11 protein-coding genes are annotated in these 14,972 nt (G+C 74.1%); 5 read left to right on the forward strand and 6 right to left on the reverse strand.

The features are described from left to right. Positions 1-2 precede the first annotated feature (2 nt). The gene (locus OG509_RS29265; RefSeq protein ID WP_406187716.1) at positions 3-1,268 is read right to left on the reverse strand and encodes a GAF domain-containing protein; all 1,266 of its coding nucleotides are present in this window, start codon (positions 1,266-1,268) and stop codon (positions 3-5) included. Positions 1,269-1,645: 377 nt separating this feature from the next. Continuing rightward, positions 1,646-3,301: an acyl-CoA dehydrogenase family protein gene (locus tag OG509_RS29270; protein WP_406185553.1), complete on the reverse strand. Its 1,656-nt coding sequence runs from the start codon at positions 3,299-3,301 to the stop codon at positions 1,646-1,648. 17 nt (positions 3,302-3,318) lie between these two features. On the opposite strand from OG509_RS29270, the gene OG509_RS29275 reads away from it, so the two are divergent. Together OG509_RS29275 and OG509_RS29280 are read left to right on the forward strand one after the other, a co-directional pair. Continuing rightward, positions 3,319-4,452 carry a YihY/virulence factor BrkB family protein gene (locus tag OG509_RS29275; protein WP_387291553.1) on the forward strand — a complete coding sequence of 378 codons (1,134 nt, stop codon included), beginning with the start codon at positions 3,319-3,321 and terminating at the stop codon, positions 4,450-4,452. Positions 4,453-4,490: 38 nt separating this feature from the next. Further along, complete coding sequence (locus tag OG509_RS29280; RefSeq protein WP_406185554.1) at positions 4,491-5,252, forward strand: helix-turn-helix domain-containing protein; 762 nt, start codon at positions 4,491-4,493, stop codon at positions 5,250-5,252. Here the strand turns inward: OG509_RS29280 and OG509_RS29285 are convergent. Further along, entirely contained in the window at positions 5,189-5,608 is a 420-nt protein-coding gene (locus tag OG509_RS29285; RefSeq protein ID WP_406185555.1) for a VOC family protein, read from the reverse strand. The genes OG509_RS29280 and OG509_RS29285 overlap by 64 nt on opposite strands. A gap of 311 nt (positions 5,609-5,919) precedes the next feature. Here OG509_RS29285 and rsgA point away from each other — a divergent pair, with 311 nt between their 5' ends. Next, positions 5,920-7,041, forward strand: a complete 1,122-nt coding sequence (gene rsgA / locus OG509_RS29290; RefSeq protein WP_406185556.1) for a ribosome small subunit-dependent GTPase A — start codon at positions 5,920-5,922, stop codon at positions 7,039-7,041. Between the two features lie 152 nt (positions 7,042-7,193). Here the strand turns inward: rsgA and OG509_RS29295 are convergent, their stop codons facing one another. From OG509_RS29295 to OG509_RS29305, 3 genes are all read right to left on the reverse strand, one after another. After that, on the reverse strand, positions 7,194-7,577 hold the full coding sequence (locus OG509_RS29295; protein ID WP_406185557.1) for a PPOX class F420-dependent oxidoreductase: 384 nt from the start codon (positions 7,575-7,577) through the stop codon (positions 7,194-7,196). 105 nt (positions 7,578-7,682) lie between these two features. After that, positions 7,683-8,165, reverse strand: coding sequence for a DUF456 domain-containing protein (locus OG509_RS29300; RefSeq protein WP_406185559.1), 483 nt, complete (start codon positions 8,163-8,165; stop codon positions 7,683-7,685). A 56-nt stretch (positions 8,166-8,221) separates the two neighbouring features. Next, positions 8,222-9,199: a helix-turn-helix domain-containing protein gene (locus OG509_RS29305; RefSeq protein ID WP_406187718.1), complete on the reverse strand. Its 978-nt coding sequence runs from the start codon at positions 9,197-9,199 to the stop codon at positions 8,222-8,224. A 199-nt stretch (positions 9,200-9,398) separates the two neighbouring features. Between OG509_RS29305 and OG509_RS29310 the strand changes: the two genes are divergently transcribed. After that, positions 9,399-13,175 carry a S8 family peptidase gene (locus tag OG509_RS29310; RefSeq protein WP_406185560.1) on the forward strand — a complete coding sequence of 1,259 codons (3,777 nt, stop codon included), beginning with the start codon at positions 9,399-9,401 and terminating at the stop codon, positions 13,173-13,175. A 104-nt stretch (positions 13,176-13,279) separates the two neighbouring features. Then, complete coding sequence (locus OG509_RS29315) at positions 13,280-14,950, forward strand: protein phosphatase 2C domain-containing protein (protein WP_406185561.1); 1,671 nt, start codon at positions 13,280-13,282, stop codon at positions 14,948-14,950. The last annotated feature ends 22 nt before the right edge of the window (positions 14,951-14,972 follow it).

Genomic DNA, 14,972 nt, shown 5'->3' on the forward strand with positions numbered 1-14,972 from the left:
GGTCAGGGAATCATGCCCGCCCCCGCACGGCCCAGCCGGGCCCTGATCACCGCCGGCGCCGTCGAGTGCGGCAGCAGCGCCGCCGGGTCCTCGGGGCGGATCAGCTCCACCTCCACGTCGTCCGCGAAGCGGTACGGGCGGTGGGTCAGCACCCCGCCCAGGTGCCGCCGTACCCGGGACAGCTCCGCCCGCACCGTCACCGTCCGTGTCGGATCCCCGAACAGCTCCGCCGCCAGCTCCGCCGCCGACCGCCCCCGCGGGCTCTCCGCCAGCAGGAAGAGCAGCTCCGCGTGGCGCGGGCTCAGCTCCTGGGACCAGCTCCCGGCCGCCCCGTACACCCTCGCCGACCACACCCGCGGACGGCTCAGGTCCAGGACGACCCGGCTCGCCGCCGCGGTCGTGCCCGGCGCCTCCGCGACGCGCAGCAGCCAGCCGCCCGGCAGCGGCTCCACCACGCAGTCCCCGAGCTGCGCCACCCACACCCGGCCCGGCCCGAACCCCTTCGGCAGTGCGATCCGGCCCGCCGGGGCCAGCCCCGTCACCGCCGCCGTCCAGCCGTGCGGGTCCACCGCCAGGGCCTGCCCCGGCAGCCGGGCCAGCAGCGGCGACGCGACCGCCCGCAGCCGCTCCAGCGACTCCAGGTGCCGGATCCGCAGCTCCCGCTCCGCGAGGCGGGCCACCGAGCTCACCCACGCCAGCGTGGCCGGGTGCATCGTGGCCAGCGGCCCGCTGACGTCCACCACTCCCAGCAGCCGCCCGTCCCGCGGGTCCCGCACCGGCGCCCCCGCGCAGGTCCAGTCGTGGTGGCTGGAGACGAAGTGCTCCGCCGAGAACACCTGGACGGGCTGGCGGGCCACCAGAGCCGTACCCACGCCGTTCGTGCCGACCACCGCCTCGTCCCAGTCGGCGCCCACCGTGAACCCGAGCCGGTCCGCCTTGCGCAGGATCGAGGAGGCCCCCTCCCGCCACAGCAGCCGCCCCTCCGCGTCGGCGACGACCATGATGTGCAGCGCCGCGTCCAGCGCCGGCAGCAGCCCCTCGCGCAGCACCGGCAGGATCTCCCGCAGCGGCGAGACCTGCCGCCGCTCCTCCGTCTCGGCTGCCGACAGCATCCGCGAGCGCGCGTCCCGGTCCGGGTGCACACCGCCGGCCAGCATCCGGCGCCAGGACTCGGCGATCTCCGGGCGGGGCTCCGCCGGCGGCCGGTCCCCGGCCAGCGCCGCCGCCCGCACCCCCTTGAGCAGACGCGCGGCCTCCCGCGCGTCCATGGCCGAGATGCGTGCCACATCGACCGTGCTGTCTGCGGTGTAGGCCACCGGAACCTCCCCGTGCGGAACGAAACGCAGAGAACGCAGAGAACGCAGAGAACTCAGAGAACGCCAGAGAACGCAGAGAACTTCAGAGAACGCCGAGAACTCAGAGGACTCAGAGGGTTGCAACGGTATGCAACTCTCGCCAAGTCCCGGTCACCCGACCGAAACTGTCCGGACGTCGCCTCGCGGCGTGACAGCTCCTCCTCGGGGCTTTCGGATCAGGGGTGGTGCCGAGTCGGCGCGGCGCCACCCCTGCTCCTGGTCAACGGGCCCGGATCCCGGCTCGGATCCTGCTCGGACCTGTTTGGGGACAGGTCCCGGAGTCCCGGAACCTAGCCCGCGATCCGCGCCCGTTCGACCAGCGCGCCCAGATGCAGGCTGTGCGGCAGCGTGCCGAAGGCCGCGCCCCAGTCACCTCCCAGGCGCGAGGCGCAGAACGCGTCCGCCACCTCCGGCGGCGCCCAGCGCACCAGCAGCGATCCCTGCAGCACCAGGGCGATGCGCTCCACCACCCGGCGCGCCCGGGCCTCGATGCCCTCCAGGTCCGCGAGCTCCGTCAGCAGCCCCTTGATGGCCGAATCCAGCCGGTGGTCGGCGCCGCGCGCCTGCCCCACCTCCGTGAGGAGCGCGTTCAGCGCCAGCGGCTCCCGCTGCAGCGCCCGCAGCACGTCCAGGGCCTGTACGTTGCCCGAGCCCTCCCAGATCGAGTTCAGCGGGGACTCGCGCAGCAGCCTCGGCAGCCCGGACTCCTCGACGTAGCCGTTGCCGCCCAGACATTCCAGGGCCTCCGCCACCATCGGCGTACACCGCTTGGTCACCCAGTACTTCGCGGCGGGCACCGCGATGCGCAGGAAGGCCCGCTCCTGCTCCGTCCCGGCGTCGTACGCGGCCGCGAGGCGCAGCCCCAGCGTCGTCGCCGCCTCCGACTCCAGCGCGAGGTCGGCCAGCACGTTGCGCATCAGCGGCTGCTCGATGAGCCGTGCTCCGAAAGCAGAGCGGTGCTCCGCATGGTGCACGGCCTGCGTCAGCGCCTGCCGCATCAGCGCCGCCGAGCCCAGCACGCAGTCCAGCCGGGTCGCCGCGACCATCCCGATGATGGTCCGCACCCCCCGCCCCTCCTCGCCGACCCGCCGCGCCCACGTCCCGTCGAACTCCACCTCGGCCGACGCGTTCGACCGGTTGCCCAGCTTGTCCTTCAGCCGCTGGATCGCGAACACGTTGCGCGTACCGTCCGGCAGCGCCCGCGGCACCAGGAAGCACGTCAGGCCGTCCGTTCCGGAGGACGATGCCTGCGCCAGCACCAGGAACCCGTCCGACATCGGCGCCGAGCAGAACCACTTGTGCCCCGTCAGCAGGTACTCGCCCGCCGCGTCCAGCGGCTTCGCCACCGTCGTGTTCGCCCGTACGTCGCTGCCGCCCTGCTTCTCCGTCATCCCCATGCCGAACAGCACCCCGGCCTTCTGCCCGGCCGGCCGCAGCCCCTCCTCGTACGCGTGCGAGGTCAGCCGCGGCTCCCATTCGGCGGCCAGTTCCGGATCCGTCCGCAGCGCCGGTACCGCCGCATGGGTCATCGACACGGGGCAGCCGTGCCCCGCCTCGGCCTGCGACCACACGAAGAACCCGGCCGCGCGGCGCAGATGCCCGGCCGGCCGGCCCCACGCGTCGGTCAGCCCGGCGCTCACCGCGTGCCCGAGCAGCCGGTGCCAGGCCGGATGGAACTCCACCTCGTCGATCCGGTTGCCGTACCGGTCGTGCGTACGCAGTTTCGGCGGGTTCTCGTTCGCCTGCGCACCCCACCTCTGAGCCTGCGCCGAGCCCGCCGCCCGCCCCAGTTCCGCGAGCTCCTCCCGCACCTCGCCGAGGAGTTCGGGCGCCGAGGCCGACAGGTGCCGCTCCACGCCCTCCCGCAGCGCCCGGTCGGTGCCGTAGACGTCGTAGCCCACGAGGGGAGGGGCCTGGTTGGTGACTGTGTGGGTGGTGGCTGCCATGCGGATACCGTAAGGACGTGCAGCCAGCAAAAGAAACACCCGAGCGGGTCCACGAGCGGGTCCCCGGGCGACTCCACCGGGCCCGTGCCCTGTACCGCAACGTCTCCAAGCGCAAGATGGCGTGGCTGCTGCTGAAGGACACCGTCAATTCGTGCATCGAGTACCGGATCCTCGGCCTGGCCGCCGAGGCGGCGTTCTTCACGCTGCTCTCGCTGCCGCCGCTGTTCCTGGGCCTCCTGGGCCTCCTCGGGTACGTGGACGGCTGGACGGGCGGCACGTTCGTGGCCTCCATCGAGGAGAACATCCTCAACGCCGTCGGCACGGTCCTCTCCGACCGGGGCGTCAACGACATCGCGAAACCGATGCTCGACGACGTCACCAAAGCGGGCCGCCCGGACCTGATCTCCCTCGGCTTCGCCTTCGCCCTCTGGTCGGGCTCGCGGGCCGTCAACGTCTTCATCGACACCATCACCGTGATGTACGGGCTCGACGGCCAGCGCGGCATCGTCAAGACCCGGCTGCTCTCTTTCCTGCTGTACGTGGTCGCCCTGGTGATCGGCGCCGTCGTGCTGCCGCTGATGGTGGCGGGGCCCGACGCGGTGGTCCGCTGGGTGCCCTGGAGCACCGAGGTGATCGCGGTCCTCTACTGGCCGATCGTCACCCTGCTGTCCATCGCCTTCCTGACCACGCTCTACCACGTGTCCGTACCCGTGCGCTCCCCGTGGATCGAGGACGTCCCGGGCGCGCTCGTGGCCCTCGCCATGTGGGTGCTGGGCTCGTTCCTGCTGCGGATCTACCTCACGAACACCGTCGAGGGCCCGACCATCTACGGCTCGCTGGCCGCGCCCGTCGCCGTCCTGCTGTGGATCGGCGTGTCCGCCTTCGCCGTGCTCGTCGGCGCGGCGGTGAACGCCGCCATCGACCGCGTCTGGCCGTCCGTGGCCACCGCGGCGGCCCGCGAGGCCAACGAGCGGGCCCGCGAGGCGCAGGCCGCGCAGCTGATCGCGCGCGCCGCCGCGTGGCGGGCCCTCGCCGAGGGCGAGTCGGAGGACGACGAGGAGGGGGACGGCGAGATGCCCTCGGAGTTCCCGGAGCGCTGGTCGAAGTTCCTGCCGCCCGAGGACTACTCGGCCCGGCTGCGCAAGCACTGACGGTCACGGAACGGGGGTCGCGGCGTAGCGTGGCGGCTGTGTACGAGGAGCGGCCGTCCCCGCTGGTGCCCGGCGCGATCGTCTGGCGGCGCACCGCAGCCCCCGGAGCCCCCGGCGGGCCCGTACTGCCCGACGGCTGCATGGACCTGCTGTGGGTCGGCGGGCGGCTGCTGGTCGCCGGCCCCGACACCGGGCCGCACCCCGCCGGGGAGGTGCCGGGCGGAACCCGCGGCCCCGTGTCGGGGCTGAGGTTCGCCCCCGGCACGGCGCCCGCGCTGCTCGGCGTACCGGCGTACGAGCTGCGTGACCGGCGGGTCGAGCTCGCCGACCTCTGGCCGGGTCCGGAAGCGCGGGAGCTCGCCGAGCGGATGAGCGCGTACGAGGACCCCGGCTCGGGGCTGGAGCGGCTGGCCCGCGGCCGCGCGGCGCGGAGCAAGCCCCCCGACCCCCTCGCCGCACGGGTGGCGGCCGGGCTTCGCGCGGGGGAGTCCGTGGCCGCCGTGGCGGAGGCCGTCGGCCTCGGGGAGCGCCAGCTGCACCGGCGTTCGCTCGACGCCTTCGGCTACGGACCCCGCACGCTCGGGCGCGTGCTGCGCCTGCAGCGGGCGCTGGAGCTGGTGCGGCGGGGGCTGCCGCAGGCCGAGGTGGCCCACCGGGCCGGGTACGCCGACCAGGCCCACCTCACCCGCGAGGTGCGGGCGCTGGCCGGGACCACCCCGGGGGCCTACGCGGCGGCCTACGCCCCGGCGGCGGCGAACAGGGAGACGCCGCAGCCGTCCGGGTCGAGCACGACGGCGTAGCGCTGCCCCCAGAAGGCGTCCCAGGGCTCCAGATGGCCCTTGTACCCGGCGTCCGTCAGCTCGGCGTACACCGCGTCCACCTCGGCGGGGGACTCGCACAGGAATGCGAGCCCCAGCCGGTCGCCCCCGGCGGGGCGGGTCCAGGACGGGTCGAAGGAGCGGATCACCTCCTCCGTGTCCCAGCCGATCCGCAGCCCGCCGGTCAGGACGGCCTCCACGTGCGGCTGATCCTCCGCCCCGGCCGGGATGTCGAGGCCGAGACGGCGGTAGAAGGCGAGCGAGGCGGCCATGTCGGAGACGACGAGGCCGATCATGTCGAGTCGGGGAGTCGTTCGGGGAGTCGTTCGGTGAGTCATGCGGCCAGGCTAGGAGCGGGCCGGTCCGCCGGTCTTGAACGAATCGGACATGCGCCCGCCGAAGTGGCCGGAAAAAGAATTGGCGTGCGCCGGAGCGCACTTGCTACGGTGATCGAGTTCCCGCCGATCCGCGCGGAACCGACCAGTACGTGCATGACCCGGAGGTGAGTTCATTGATGACTGTCGTCACGCAGGGCGCCGCCCGCACTCAGAAGACCATCAATGTCACTTCCGTGGTCTCCGGCTGACCTCACACCTCTTCGCGCGCCGCTGAGCGCGCGCTGCCGGGGCCACCCTGTGAAGGGTTCCCCTTGTCTTTCTCTTCTGCTCGTCTTTCTTCCTCCACCTCTTCTGCGTACGCGTCCGCCCTCGCCCCCTTCGGCTGGGACGAGGCGTGGGAGGCCGAGTTCGCCCCGTACACCGGGCAGGGCCTGGTGCCCGGCCGTGTGGTGCGGGTGGACCGCGGCCAGTGCGACGTCATGACGGCCGACGGCATCGTCCACGCCGACACCGCCTTCGTCACCCCGCACGACCCGCTCCGCGTCATCTGCACCGGTGACTGGGCCGCCGTCGAGGCGGCCGGCAACCCCCGGTACGTCAAGACGTACCTGCCGCGCCGGACCGCCTTCGTACGCTCCACCTCCTCGAAGCGGTCCGAGGGGCAGATCCTCGCCGCCAACGTCGACCACGCGATCATCGCGGTCTCCCTGGCCGTCGAGCTGGACCTCGGCCGCATCGAGCGCTTCCTGGCCCTCGCCTGGGAGTCGGGGGCGCAGCCGTTGGTCGTCCTGACCAAGGCCGACCTCGTACCGGACCCGGTGACGCTCGCGCACCTGGTCCAGGACGTGGAGACCACGGCGCCGGGCGTCGGCGTCCTCACCGTCTCCTCCCACACCGGGGAGGGCACGGACGTCCTGGCGGCGGTCGTCGCCGGCGGTACGAGCGTGCTGCTCGGCATCTCGGGCGCGGGCAAGTCCACCCTGGCGAACGCGCTGCTCGGCGCCGACGTCATGGAGGTCCAGGCCACGCGCGACGCGGACGGCAAGGGCCGGCACACGACGACCACCCGCAACCTGCTGGCACTGCCCGGCGGCGGCGTCCTCATCGACACGCCCGGACTGCGGGGCGTCGGCCTGTGGGACGCCGGGACCGGGGTCGGCCAGGTCTTCTCGGAGATCGAGGAGTACGCGGCCGACTGCCGCTTCCACGACTGCGCGCACGAGGCCGAGCCGGGATGCGCGGTACTCGAAGCGCTGGAGAGCGGCGAACTGCCGGAGCGGCGCCTGGAGAGCTACCGCAAGCTGCTCCGCGAGAACCAGCGGATCGTCGCCAAGACGGACGCCAGGCTCCGCAACGAGATCCGCCGGGACTGGCGGATCAAGTCGGCCGAGGGCCGGGCCAATTACGCGGCGAAGCGCAACGGTCGCTACTGAGACCGGTCACGGACGCCTGCCCCCTCCCCCGAGGAGGGCAGGCGTCCGGGCTCCCGCCCCGGGCCGGGCGTCCGAGCCCGCGGGCCTACGGGCCTCCAGGCGTCCGGGCCCGCGGGCCTACGGGCCTCCGGGCCTCCGGGCCTCGACCCAGGTCAGTCGTCGTCGTCCAGGCCCCAGGCGAACACCCGCTCCGGGTGGATCCGGATCACCTCCGGGCTGAAGTGCGGGCCCAGCGCGTGCGGGCCCACCTCCAGCGTGGCGCGCCCGCGGATCTCGACCCCGCGGACCCTCCACGGCCGGGTGCTCGCCAGATCGTCCACCACGAGGGCGAGCCGCGGGTTGTTCCCGAGGTTCCGCCACTTCTTCGTCGACCCCATGGCCATGCGGCCCACCAGGACCGTTCCGTCCTCCTGCGGGAAGAACCCCACCGGGTTCGCCTGCGGCTGCCCGGCCGCGTCCACCGTCGCCAGCCGCCCCAGCCGCTGTGCACGGAGGTACGCCAGCTGCGCCTCGCTGAAACCCTTGAACTCCGTCATGGCACCCAGCCTCGCAGCGCCCCGCACCACCCGCATCAGGCCTCCGGCGTACCAGACGTAGACCCATGGCCCTACGTCCTGCCGGGCCCTGCCGAGCCGCCCGAGTCAGCCCGCGACCACCGCACCGAGCCAGGCGCCCGCGACCATCAGGCACGCGAGCAGTTCCACCAGCACGCTCGTGCCCACCGCCCGCATCACCGCCCGTACCGAGGCCCAGGCCTCGCCGTGCGTGCCCAGCCGCAGCCGCTCGCACAGGTAGACGCCCCCCACGAACCCCGCAGCCGCCCCGAGCACCGGCACCACGACGAAGCCGAGCAGTGCGCCCGCGCCCGCGTACACCGCCATCCGGCGGGTGACCCCCACCCCGCGCAGCCGCCGCGGCGGCAGCTGCCACTCGACCACCTGGACCACCAGCAGCAGGGCCGTCGCCGAGACCAGCAGGGACCACGCGAGCGTCGACCGCTCGTGCAGCGCCCACCACAGCACCCCCGCCCAGACCAGCCAGCTCCCCGGAACACCCGGGACCAGCACCCCGACCACCCCGAGCAGCAGCACCAGCCCCACCAGGAGCAGCTGCGGCAGATCCATGCGCTCAGCCTGACCGACGGGGGCCCATCGGGCCACCCAGCCACGGGGCCGCCCGGCTACCGGGCCACCCAGCCCCTTTCGTACGCGTGCCAGCCCAGCTGGAGCCGCGTCGTGACCCCCGACAGCTCCATCAGGCCCTTGACCCGCCGCTGCACCGTCCGCAGCCCCAGCTCCAGGTGCTTCGCCACGCTCGCGTCCGTCATCCCGGCCAGCAGCAGCGTCAGGATCTCCAGGTCCGTGGTGTCGGGCACGCCCCCCGACTCCTCCGCCGCGCCCGTCGACCCCAGCCGCAGCGGCAGCGCCTCCCGCCACACCGCCTCGAAGAGGCCCATCAGGGACTCCAGCAGCCCCGACGCGTGCACCACCAGCGCCGCCGGATCCGCCCCGCGTGCCGTCAGCGGGACCATCGCCAGGGACCGGTCCGCGATCACCAGCTTCGTCGGGACGTCCCCCGTCACCCGGACCTGTTCGCCCCGGGCGAGCGCCGTCGACGCCTCCCTGATCCCCGTCGGCAGGGTCAGTACCTCCCGCTCGATCACGACCCGGTACGCCACGCCCCGTACGGCGGCCCGCTCCTCCGCCTCGTTCTCCATCCCGGTGACCACCTGCGGCCGGCCGCTGACCAGGGCGCACACCTCCTCCGCCGCGCCCAGCTGGAGCTGGTGGAAGCGGTGCGCCACCGCGCTCGCGCCCGTCACCACCTCCACCAGGTCGTGCACCGCCGGCTCGGCGGCCTCCGCCCGGTACTCCTGTGCCAGCAGCGCCGCCGTCAGCTCCGCCTGCTCCAGCTCGTGCCGCTGCTGCGTCAGCAGCGCCCCCAGCGCCACCCCCGGCGGGGCCGCCACCCAGCGCCCCGGCCGGGTCGAGGACTGCGCCGCCAGCCCGTGCCGCTCCAGATGCCGCAGGGCCCGCTCGGTCTGCGGCACCGGCAGCGTCAGCCGGTGCGCGAGGTCGGGCACCTCCGCCGCCCCCAGCGCCACCAGCGCGCGGTACGCCGACTCCTGGCCCTCGTCCAGGCCTATCGCGTTCAGCAACCGGTCCACCCACCCTCTCCACGGCGCTCCTGGCGGGAAGCGGCCACGGCGCAAACCCGCCGCGGACATCATCGCCGCATCACCCGCCGCTCTGCCAAGGTGACGCCACCGCAGCACCAACATCCGCCGGTCAGAAGCCACTTGCGGGCAGCTTTGCCGTGCAATGCAGCAGTTGGCCGGAATTCACCTGGGGAGAGCGATGCGCCCGATATCGCGTACGGCGGTGGGAGCGGCCACCGCGGCCGTCCTGGCCGTCACCGCCATCGGCCCGTCGGCGGCACAGCCGAGCGACGGAGCGCCTGGAGCAACGGGGACGAGACCGATCGCGGGGAGCGAAGCGGCCGGAAAGCAGCCCACGGTCCCGGTCACCGTGACCCTGGTCACCGGCGACCGGATCCTGGTCTCCACCGACCCTGCCGGGCGCACTGCCGCCACCGCGATGCCGCGCGAGGACGGCTCGCAGCCGCTCGTGCAGACCCGCCAGAACGGCAAGGACCTCTACGTCTACCCCGAGAGCGCGGTCAAGGCCCTCGCCGCCGGCCGGGTCGACCAGGAGCTCTTCAACGTCACCGGCCTGATCCGGCAGGGCTACGACGACGCCCGCACCAAGAAGCTCCCGCTCATCGCGGTCTACGACGGCTCCGCCGACCTGGCGCGCAGCGCACCCCCGGCCCCGCGCGGAGCCGAGCGCTCCCTCGTCCTCGGCTCCATCGGCGCCGTCGCCCTCGCCGCCGACAAGCAGCAGGCCGCCGCCTTCTGGGCGGACGTCACCGACACCCGCTCCCGCGCCGCCGGCGGGCTGAAGAAGCTGTGGCTCGACGGCAAGGTCCAGGCGAACCTGGAACGGTCCACCAAGCAGGTCAATGCCCCCGCCGCCTGGGCGGCCGGGTACGACGGCAAGGGCACCAAGGTAGCCGTCCTCGACACCGGCACCGACCTGGAGCACCCCGACCTCAAGGGCCGCGTCGCCGCGTCGAAGAACTTCACCGACTCCGACACCGACGCGGACCGCCAGGGCCACGGCACCCACACCATCTCCACCGTCGGCGGCTCCGGAGCCGAGAGCGGCGGCGCCAAGAAGGGCGTCGCGCCGGGCACCGCACTGCTCAGCGGCAAGGTGCTCAACGACCAGGGCTACGGCCTCGATTCGTGGATCATCGCCGGTATGGAGTGGGCCGTCGAGAGCAAGGCCGACGTGGTCTCCATGAGCCTCGGCGACCCCTCGCAGACCACCTGCGACGACCCCATGTCGGCCGCCGCCGAGCGGCTCGCGCAGAGCAGCGGCACCCTCTTCGTGATCGCCGCCGGCAACTCCGGCCCCGGCAACAACACGGTCTCCTCGCCCGGTTGCGCGCCCAGCGTGCTGACCGTCGGCGCCGTGGACCGCGACGACACCACGGCCTCCTTCTCCAGCCGCGGCCCCGCCGGACTCCAGCACACCCTCAAGCCCGAGATCGCCGCCCCCGGCGTCGGGATCTCCGCCGCCGCCATGGGCGGCCGCGGGGTGTACGCGTACCAGTCCATGTCCGGTACGTCGATGGCCACCCCGCACGTCGCCGGCGCCGCCGCGATCGTCAAACAGCGCCACCCCGACTGGACCGCCCAGCAGGTCAAGGCTGCCCTCGTCGGTTCCGCGAACTCCGCCGTCTCCGGGGACGTGCGCCAGACCGGCGGCGGCCGCCTCGACGTCAAGGCCGCCGTCGACACCACCGTGACCGGCGCCCCCGCCGTGCAGGGCGGCTCGTACCCTTGGCCGCAGGAGCGCGGCGACCGGACGAGCGTCGAGATCCCGTACACCAACAGCGCCGCCCGGCCCGTCACCCTGAACCTCGCCGTCGAGAAGGTCACCGGCAACGACGGCTCGGCCGTCCGCAGCCGGATCGCGGGCCTGGACCGCCGTACGGTGACCGTCCCGGCCGGGGCCACCGTCAAGGTGCCGCTCGCCCTCGACCCGGCGGCCCGGCTGGAGCGCTCCCAGTACGGGGACGTCACCGGGCGCGTCGTCGCCACCGCGGACGGCGTGCACGTCTCCACGCCCTTCTCGCTCTACGTGGAGCCGGAGACCGTCACCCTGCGCGTCAAGCTGATCGACCGCGCGGGCAAGCCCGCCGCCGGACCCTCCTCCCTCGACGTCATCGGCACCGACGACGCCAGCGGGGAGCGCCGCTTCAACGAAGGCGCCGCGGACCAGGTCTACCGGGTGCGCCCGGGCTCGTACTTCCTCTCCGCCTTCGTCGGCACGCCCGACGCCGGCGACGGGGCCACGCTGTACGACTCCCTCACCTACCTGGGCCGCCCCCAGGTGGAGGTCAAGAAGGACACCGTGATCGTGCTGGACGCCCGCAAGGCCGCCCGGCTCTCGATCGCCACCGACCGGCCCGCCGAGGCCCGCAACACCACCCTCGCCTTCTCCCGGTACTGGGACGGGTCCTGGCTGCACGCGGGCACCGCGATGGGCGGACGGACGATCCGCGGTTACTACGCCTCGGTCGAAGGCCGGGCGCACGAAGGCGAGTTCGAGTTCGGCAGCTACTGGCGCGCGGCCGCGCCGCTGATCTCCCAGCTGAAGGTCGCCGGCCCCGGCGGCCCGGCGCTGCACCCGATCACCGCCTCCACGGGCAGCGACAACCTCGACGGAACGGGAAGCGCGCCGCTGGTCAACGCGGGTGCCGGTACGCCGGAGGAGCTCGCCGCGGCGGGAGCCAAGGGCGCGATCGTCCTGGTCAAGGCGGAGGCCGGCTCGCTGTACGAGGTCGCGAACAACGCCAGGGCGGCCGGGGCCAAGGCCGTCCTCGCCTTCCGCGACGCCCCAGGCCGCTGGGTCGGCTTCACCGGCTACGCGGGCGGCTCGCTCCCGGCGCTGACCATCGAGCAGCCGGAGGCGAAGGCGCTGCTGGCGCGGCTCGCGGCCGGCAAGGTCACGCTGGACTGGAAGGGCAGCGCGAAGAGCCCGTACGTCTACAACCTGGCGCAGGTGGAGAAGGGCCCGGTGCAGGGCGACCGGACCTACCGGGTGCGCGACCGCGACCTCGGGTCCGTCGAGTCCACCTACCACGCGATGGGCGTGGCCGCCGACTTCACCGACCTGACCGGCGCCTACCGGCCGCTGGGCAACGCCGTGTACTTCGGCGGCCTGGACACGGTCGCCGTGCCGGGCAGGCGCACCGAGTTCTACTCCGCAGGGGACACGGCCTGGGACCACATGGTCTCCAGCAGCTTCCCCTGGGGCGAGTTCATGACCGACCAGCAGCGCACGTACACCAAGGGCGGCAAGCGCAGCGAGAGTTGGTACGACGGGGTCATCGGCCCGGTCGCCGGCCGCGACCTCGCGGGCCGGCCGCAGCTGGCCGCCGAGCGGCAGGGCAACCTGATCGGCTTCGCCTCCGCGATGTGGGGGGACAGCGGGCACTACGCGCAGCCGGGCTCCTTCGGGGACGTCGGCGGGCTGGTCCTGAAGCGGGGCGGCGAGCAGATCGGCGACAGCTGGTACCCGTCGGGGGTCTTCGAGGTCCCGGCCGAGGAGGCCACGTACGAACTGACGCAGCAGATCGAGAAGTTCGGCGCCCCGGCGCGGACCTGGCAGCGCTCGCAGGCGGTGGCGACGACCTGGACCTTCCGGTCGAAGCAGGACCCGGCGCAGTACTCGCAGGCCCTCCCGATCCTGTTCCCGTCGATCTCGATCCCGGCGGACGGCATGAAGACGCTGCCGGCGGCGAACGGGCAGACGATCGGGCTGGGGGTCACGGGGCACGCGGGGTACGTCCCGGGGGCGCTGAAGTCGGTGAAGCTGGCGTACTCGTACGACGGTGAGCACTGGACTCAGGCGGCTGTCGCCGAGCGCAGCGGGCGCTGGTCGGCGGTCGTGGACCACGCCGGCGCCGAGGCCGGCCGGCAGGTTTCGCTGAAGGTGGAGCTCAGCGACACGAACGGCGCGACCGTCACCCAGACGGTCGTGCGGGCGTACGACATCCGGTAGGTCGTACGAGAGATACGAAAAGGGGTCCACCGGGCGGCGGCCCGATGGACCCCTTTTCGCGTATTCGGCGTTTTCTGCCGCTCAGGGGGGCCAAGAATGAGCCCATGAGTCAGCAGGGCGCGGACGACTGGTGGCAGAAGCTGTACGAAACCCCGGACCCGGACCCGGCCCCCACCCCGGACCCGGCCGACACCCTGGAATCCCGTTTCCACTCGGCGTCGTCCGTCACCACCCGGGTCCCACCCCAGGGTCCGCCCGGGCCACCGCCGGTGGCGCCGCCGGGCCCCCTGCCGCAGGATCCCGTGCCGCCCGGGCACGGCGTGCTGCCGAGGCCGCGTCGGGAGGCCGGACCGGAGTCGGCGCCGCCGCCGCGGGACCCCCGGGAACCCGGGACGACGGGATACGGCCTGGGCAGTGTGACCGTGCCGCCGGCCCTCCCCGAGGCGCCGCCCGAACTGCCGGCCTGGCGCTGGGGCGCCCCACCCGAGCCCCCGGCCCCGGAAACACCCCCCGAGCGGACCCCCGACGGGGACACCGGTACGCAACCCTGGCCCGTCGCCGGAGCGGATCTGGCCGCCGGCCCCTGGCCCGCCCAGGGTCCCGGCACGGCCGATGCCGCCGAACCCGAACCCGAACCCGAGCCCGAACCCGAACCCGAGCCCGGCTCCGGCTCCGGCCCGGGAGCCTGGCCGGTCCACGAGCCTTCGCCCGGGTTCGACTCCGTGCCGGATCCGCGCTCCGGTGCGGAGCCGCCGGCCCCGTGGGAAGCCCCCGGTGCCGGGCAGGCCGGTGCCCGGCCGCAGGGCCCGGCCGGGTCAGGGGCTCCGGTTGCCGGTGAGCCCTGGTCCGGTGCGGGTACCGGTGCCGGTGGGGAGGCGGAGGTGTGGGGCGGGGAGCGGCCCATCGTGGAGTTCCTCGGGGATCGGGCGCCCACCTATGCCGCCGAGCCCGGGGCGCTGCCCCTGGCCGATCCGGCGGCGCTCGAAGAGCTCGTGCCCGACACCGTGCTCGAAGGGGCCCGGCACGGGGCGTACACCCTGCGCGCCGCCTCCGTGCGCGGGGACTCCGCCCGGTTCCGCGGCGAGGCTCGGCGGGACTTCCTGCTGACCGCCCGCTTCGGCACCGGCGACGACGCCCTCGTCCTCGTCGCCCTCGCCGGAGGTGACCGCGCCGCGCCCGGAGCCGCCGAAGCCGCCGCCGAGCTGTGCCGGTGGATCGCCTCGGCCGTCGGCCGGAGCCGGGAGCGGCTGGCCGACGACATCCGCGCCGGCCGGCGCGACGCCCTGCGCTCGGGGCTCCAGCGGCTCACCGACCGGGGGTACGGGCGCCTGCGCGCCCACGCCGCCGAGCTCGGCCTCCCGGAGGACGCGTACACCGCCGGCCTGCGCGTCCTGCTGCTCCCCATCGACCCCGAGTGCAAGACCCGGATCTCCTTCGGCTGGGGCGCCGGCGGCCTGTTCCGGCTCCGGGGCGGGGCCTGGGAGGACCTGGAGCCGCAGCCGCAGCAGCAGCCGGACTCGGACTCAGACCCGGCCGAGACAGCCGCGGACGGGTTCCGGTTCCGCGCAGCCGTGGCCCAGCCCCGCGACACCCTGCTCCTGTGCTCCGGCGGGCTCGCCGACCCCATGCGCGAGGAGGGCCTGCTTTCGGCCGAACTCGCGGCCCGCTGGGCCGGCGCCGAGCCCCCCGGCCTCGCCGCTTTCCTCGCGGACACCCAGCTCCGCCTCAAGGGCTACGCCGACGACCGGACAGCCGCCGCCGTCTGGGAGGCGTAACCGCGCAGAATGTGGATGGATG

This window comes from Streptomyces sp. NBC_01006 (assembly GCF_045162725.1).
Lineage (GTDB): Bacteria > Actinomycetota > Actinomycetes > Streptomycetales > Streptomycetaceae > Streptomyces.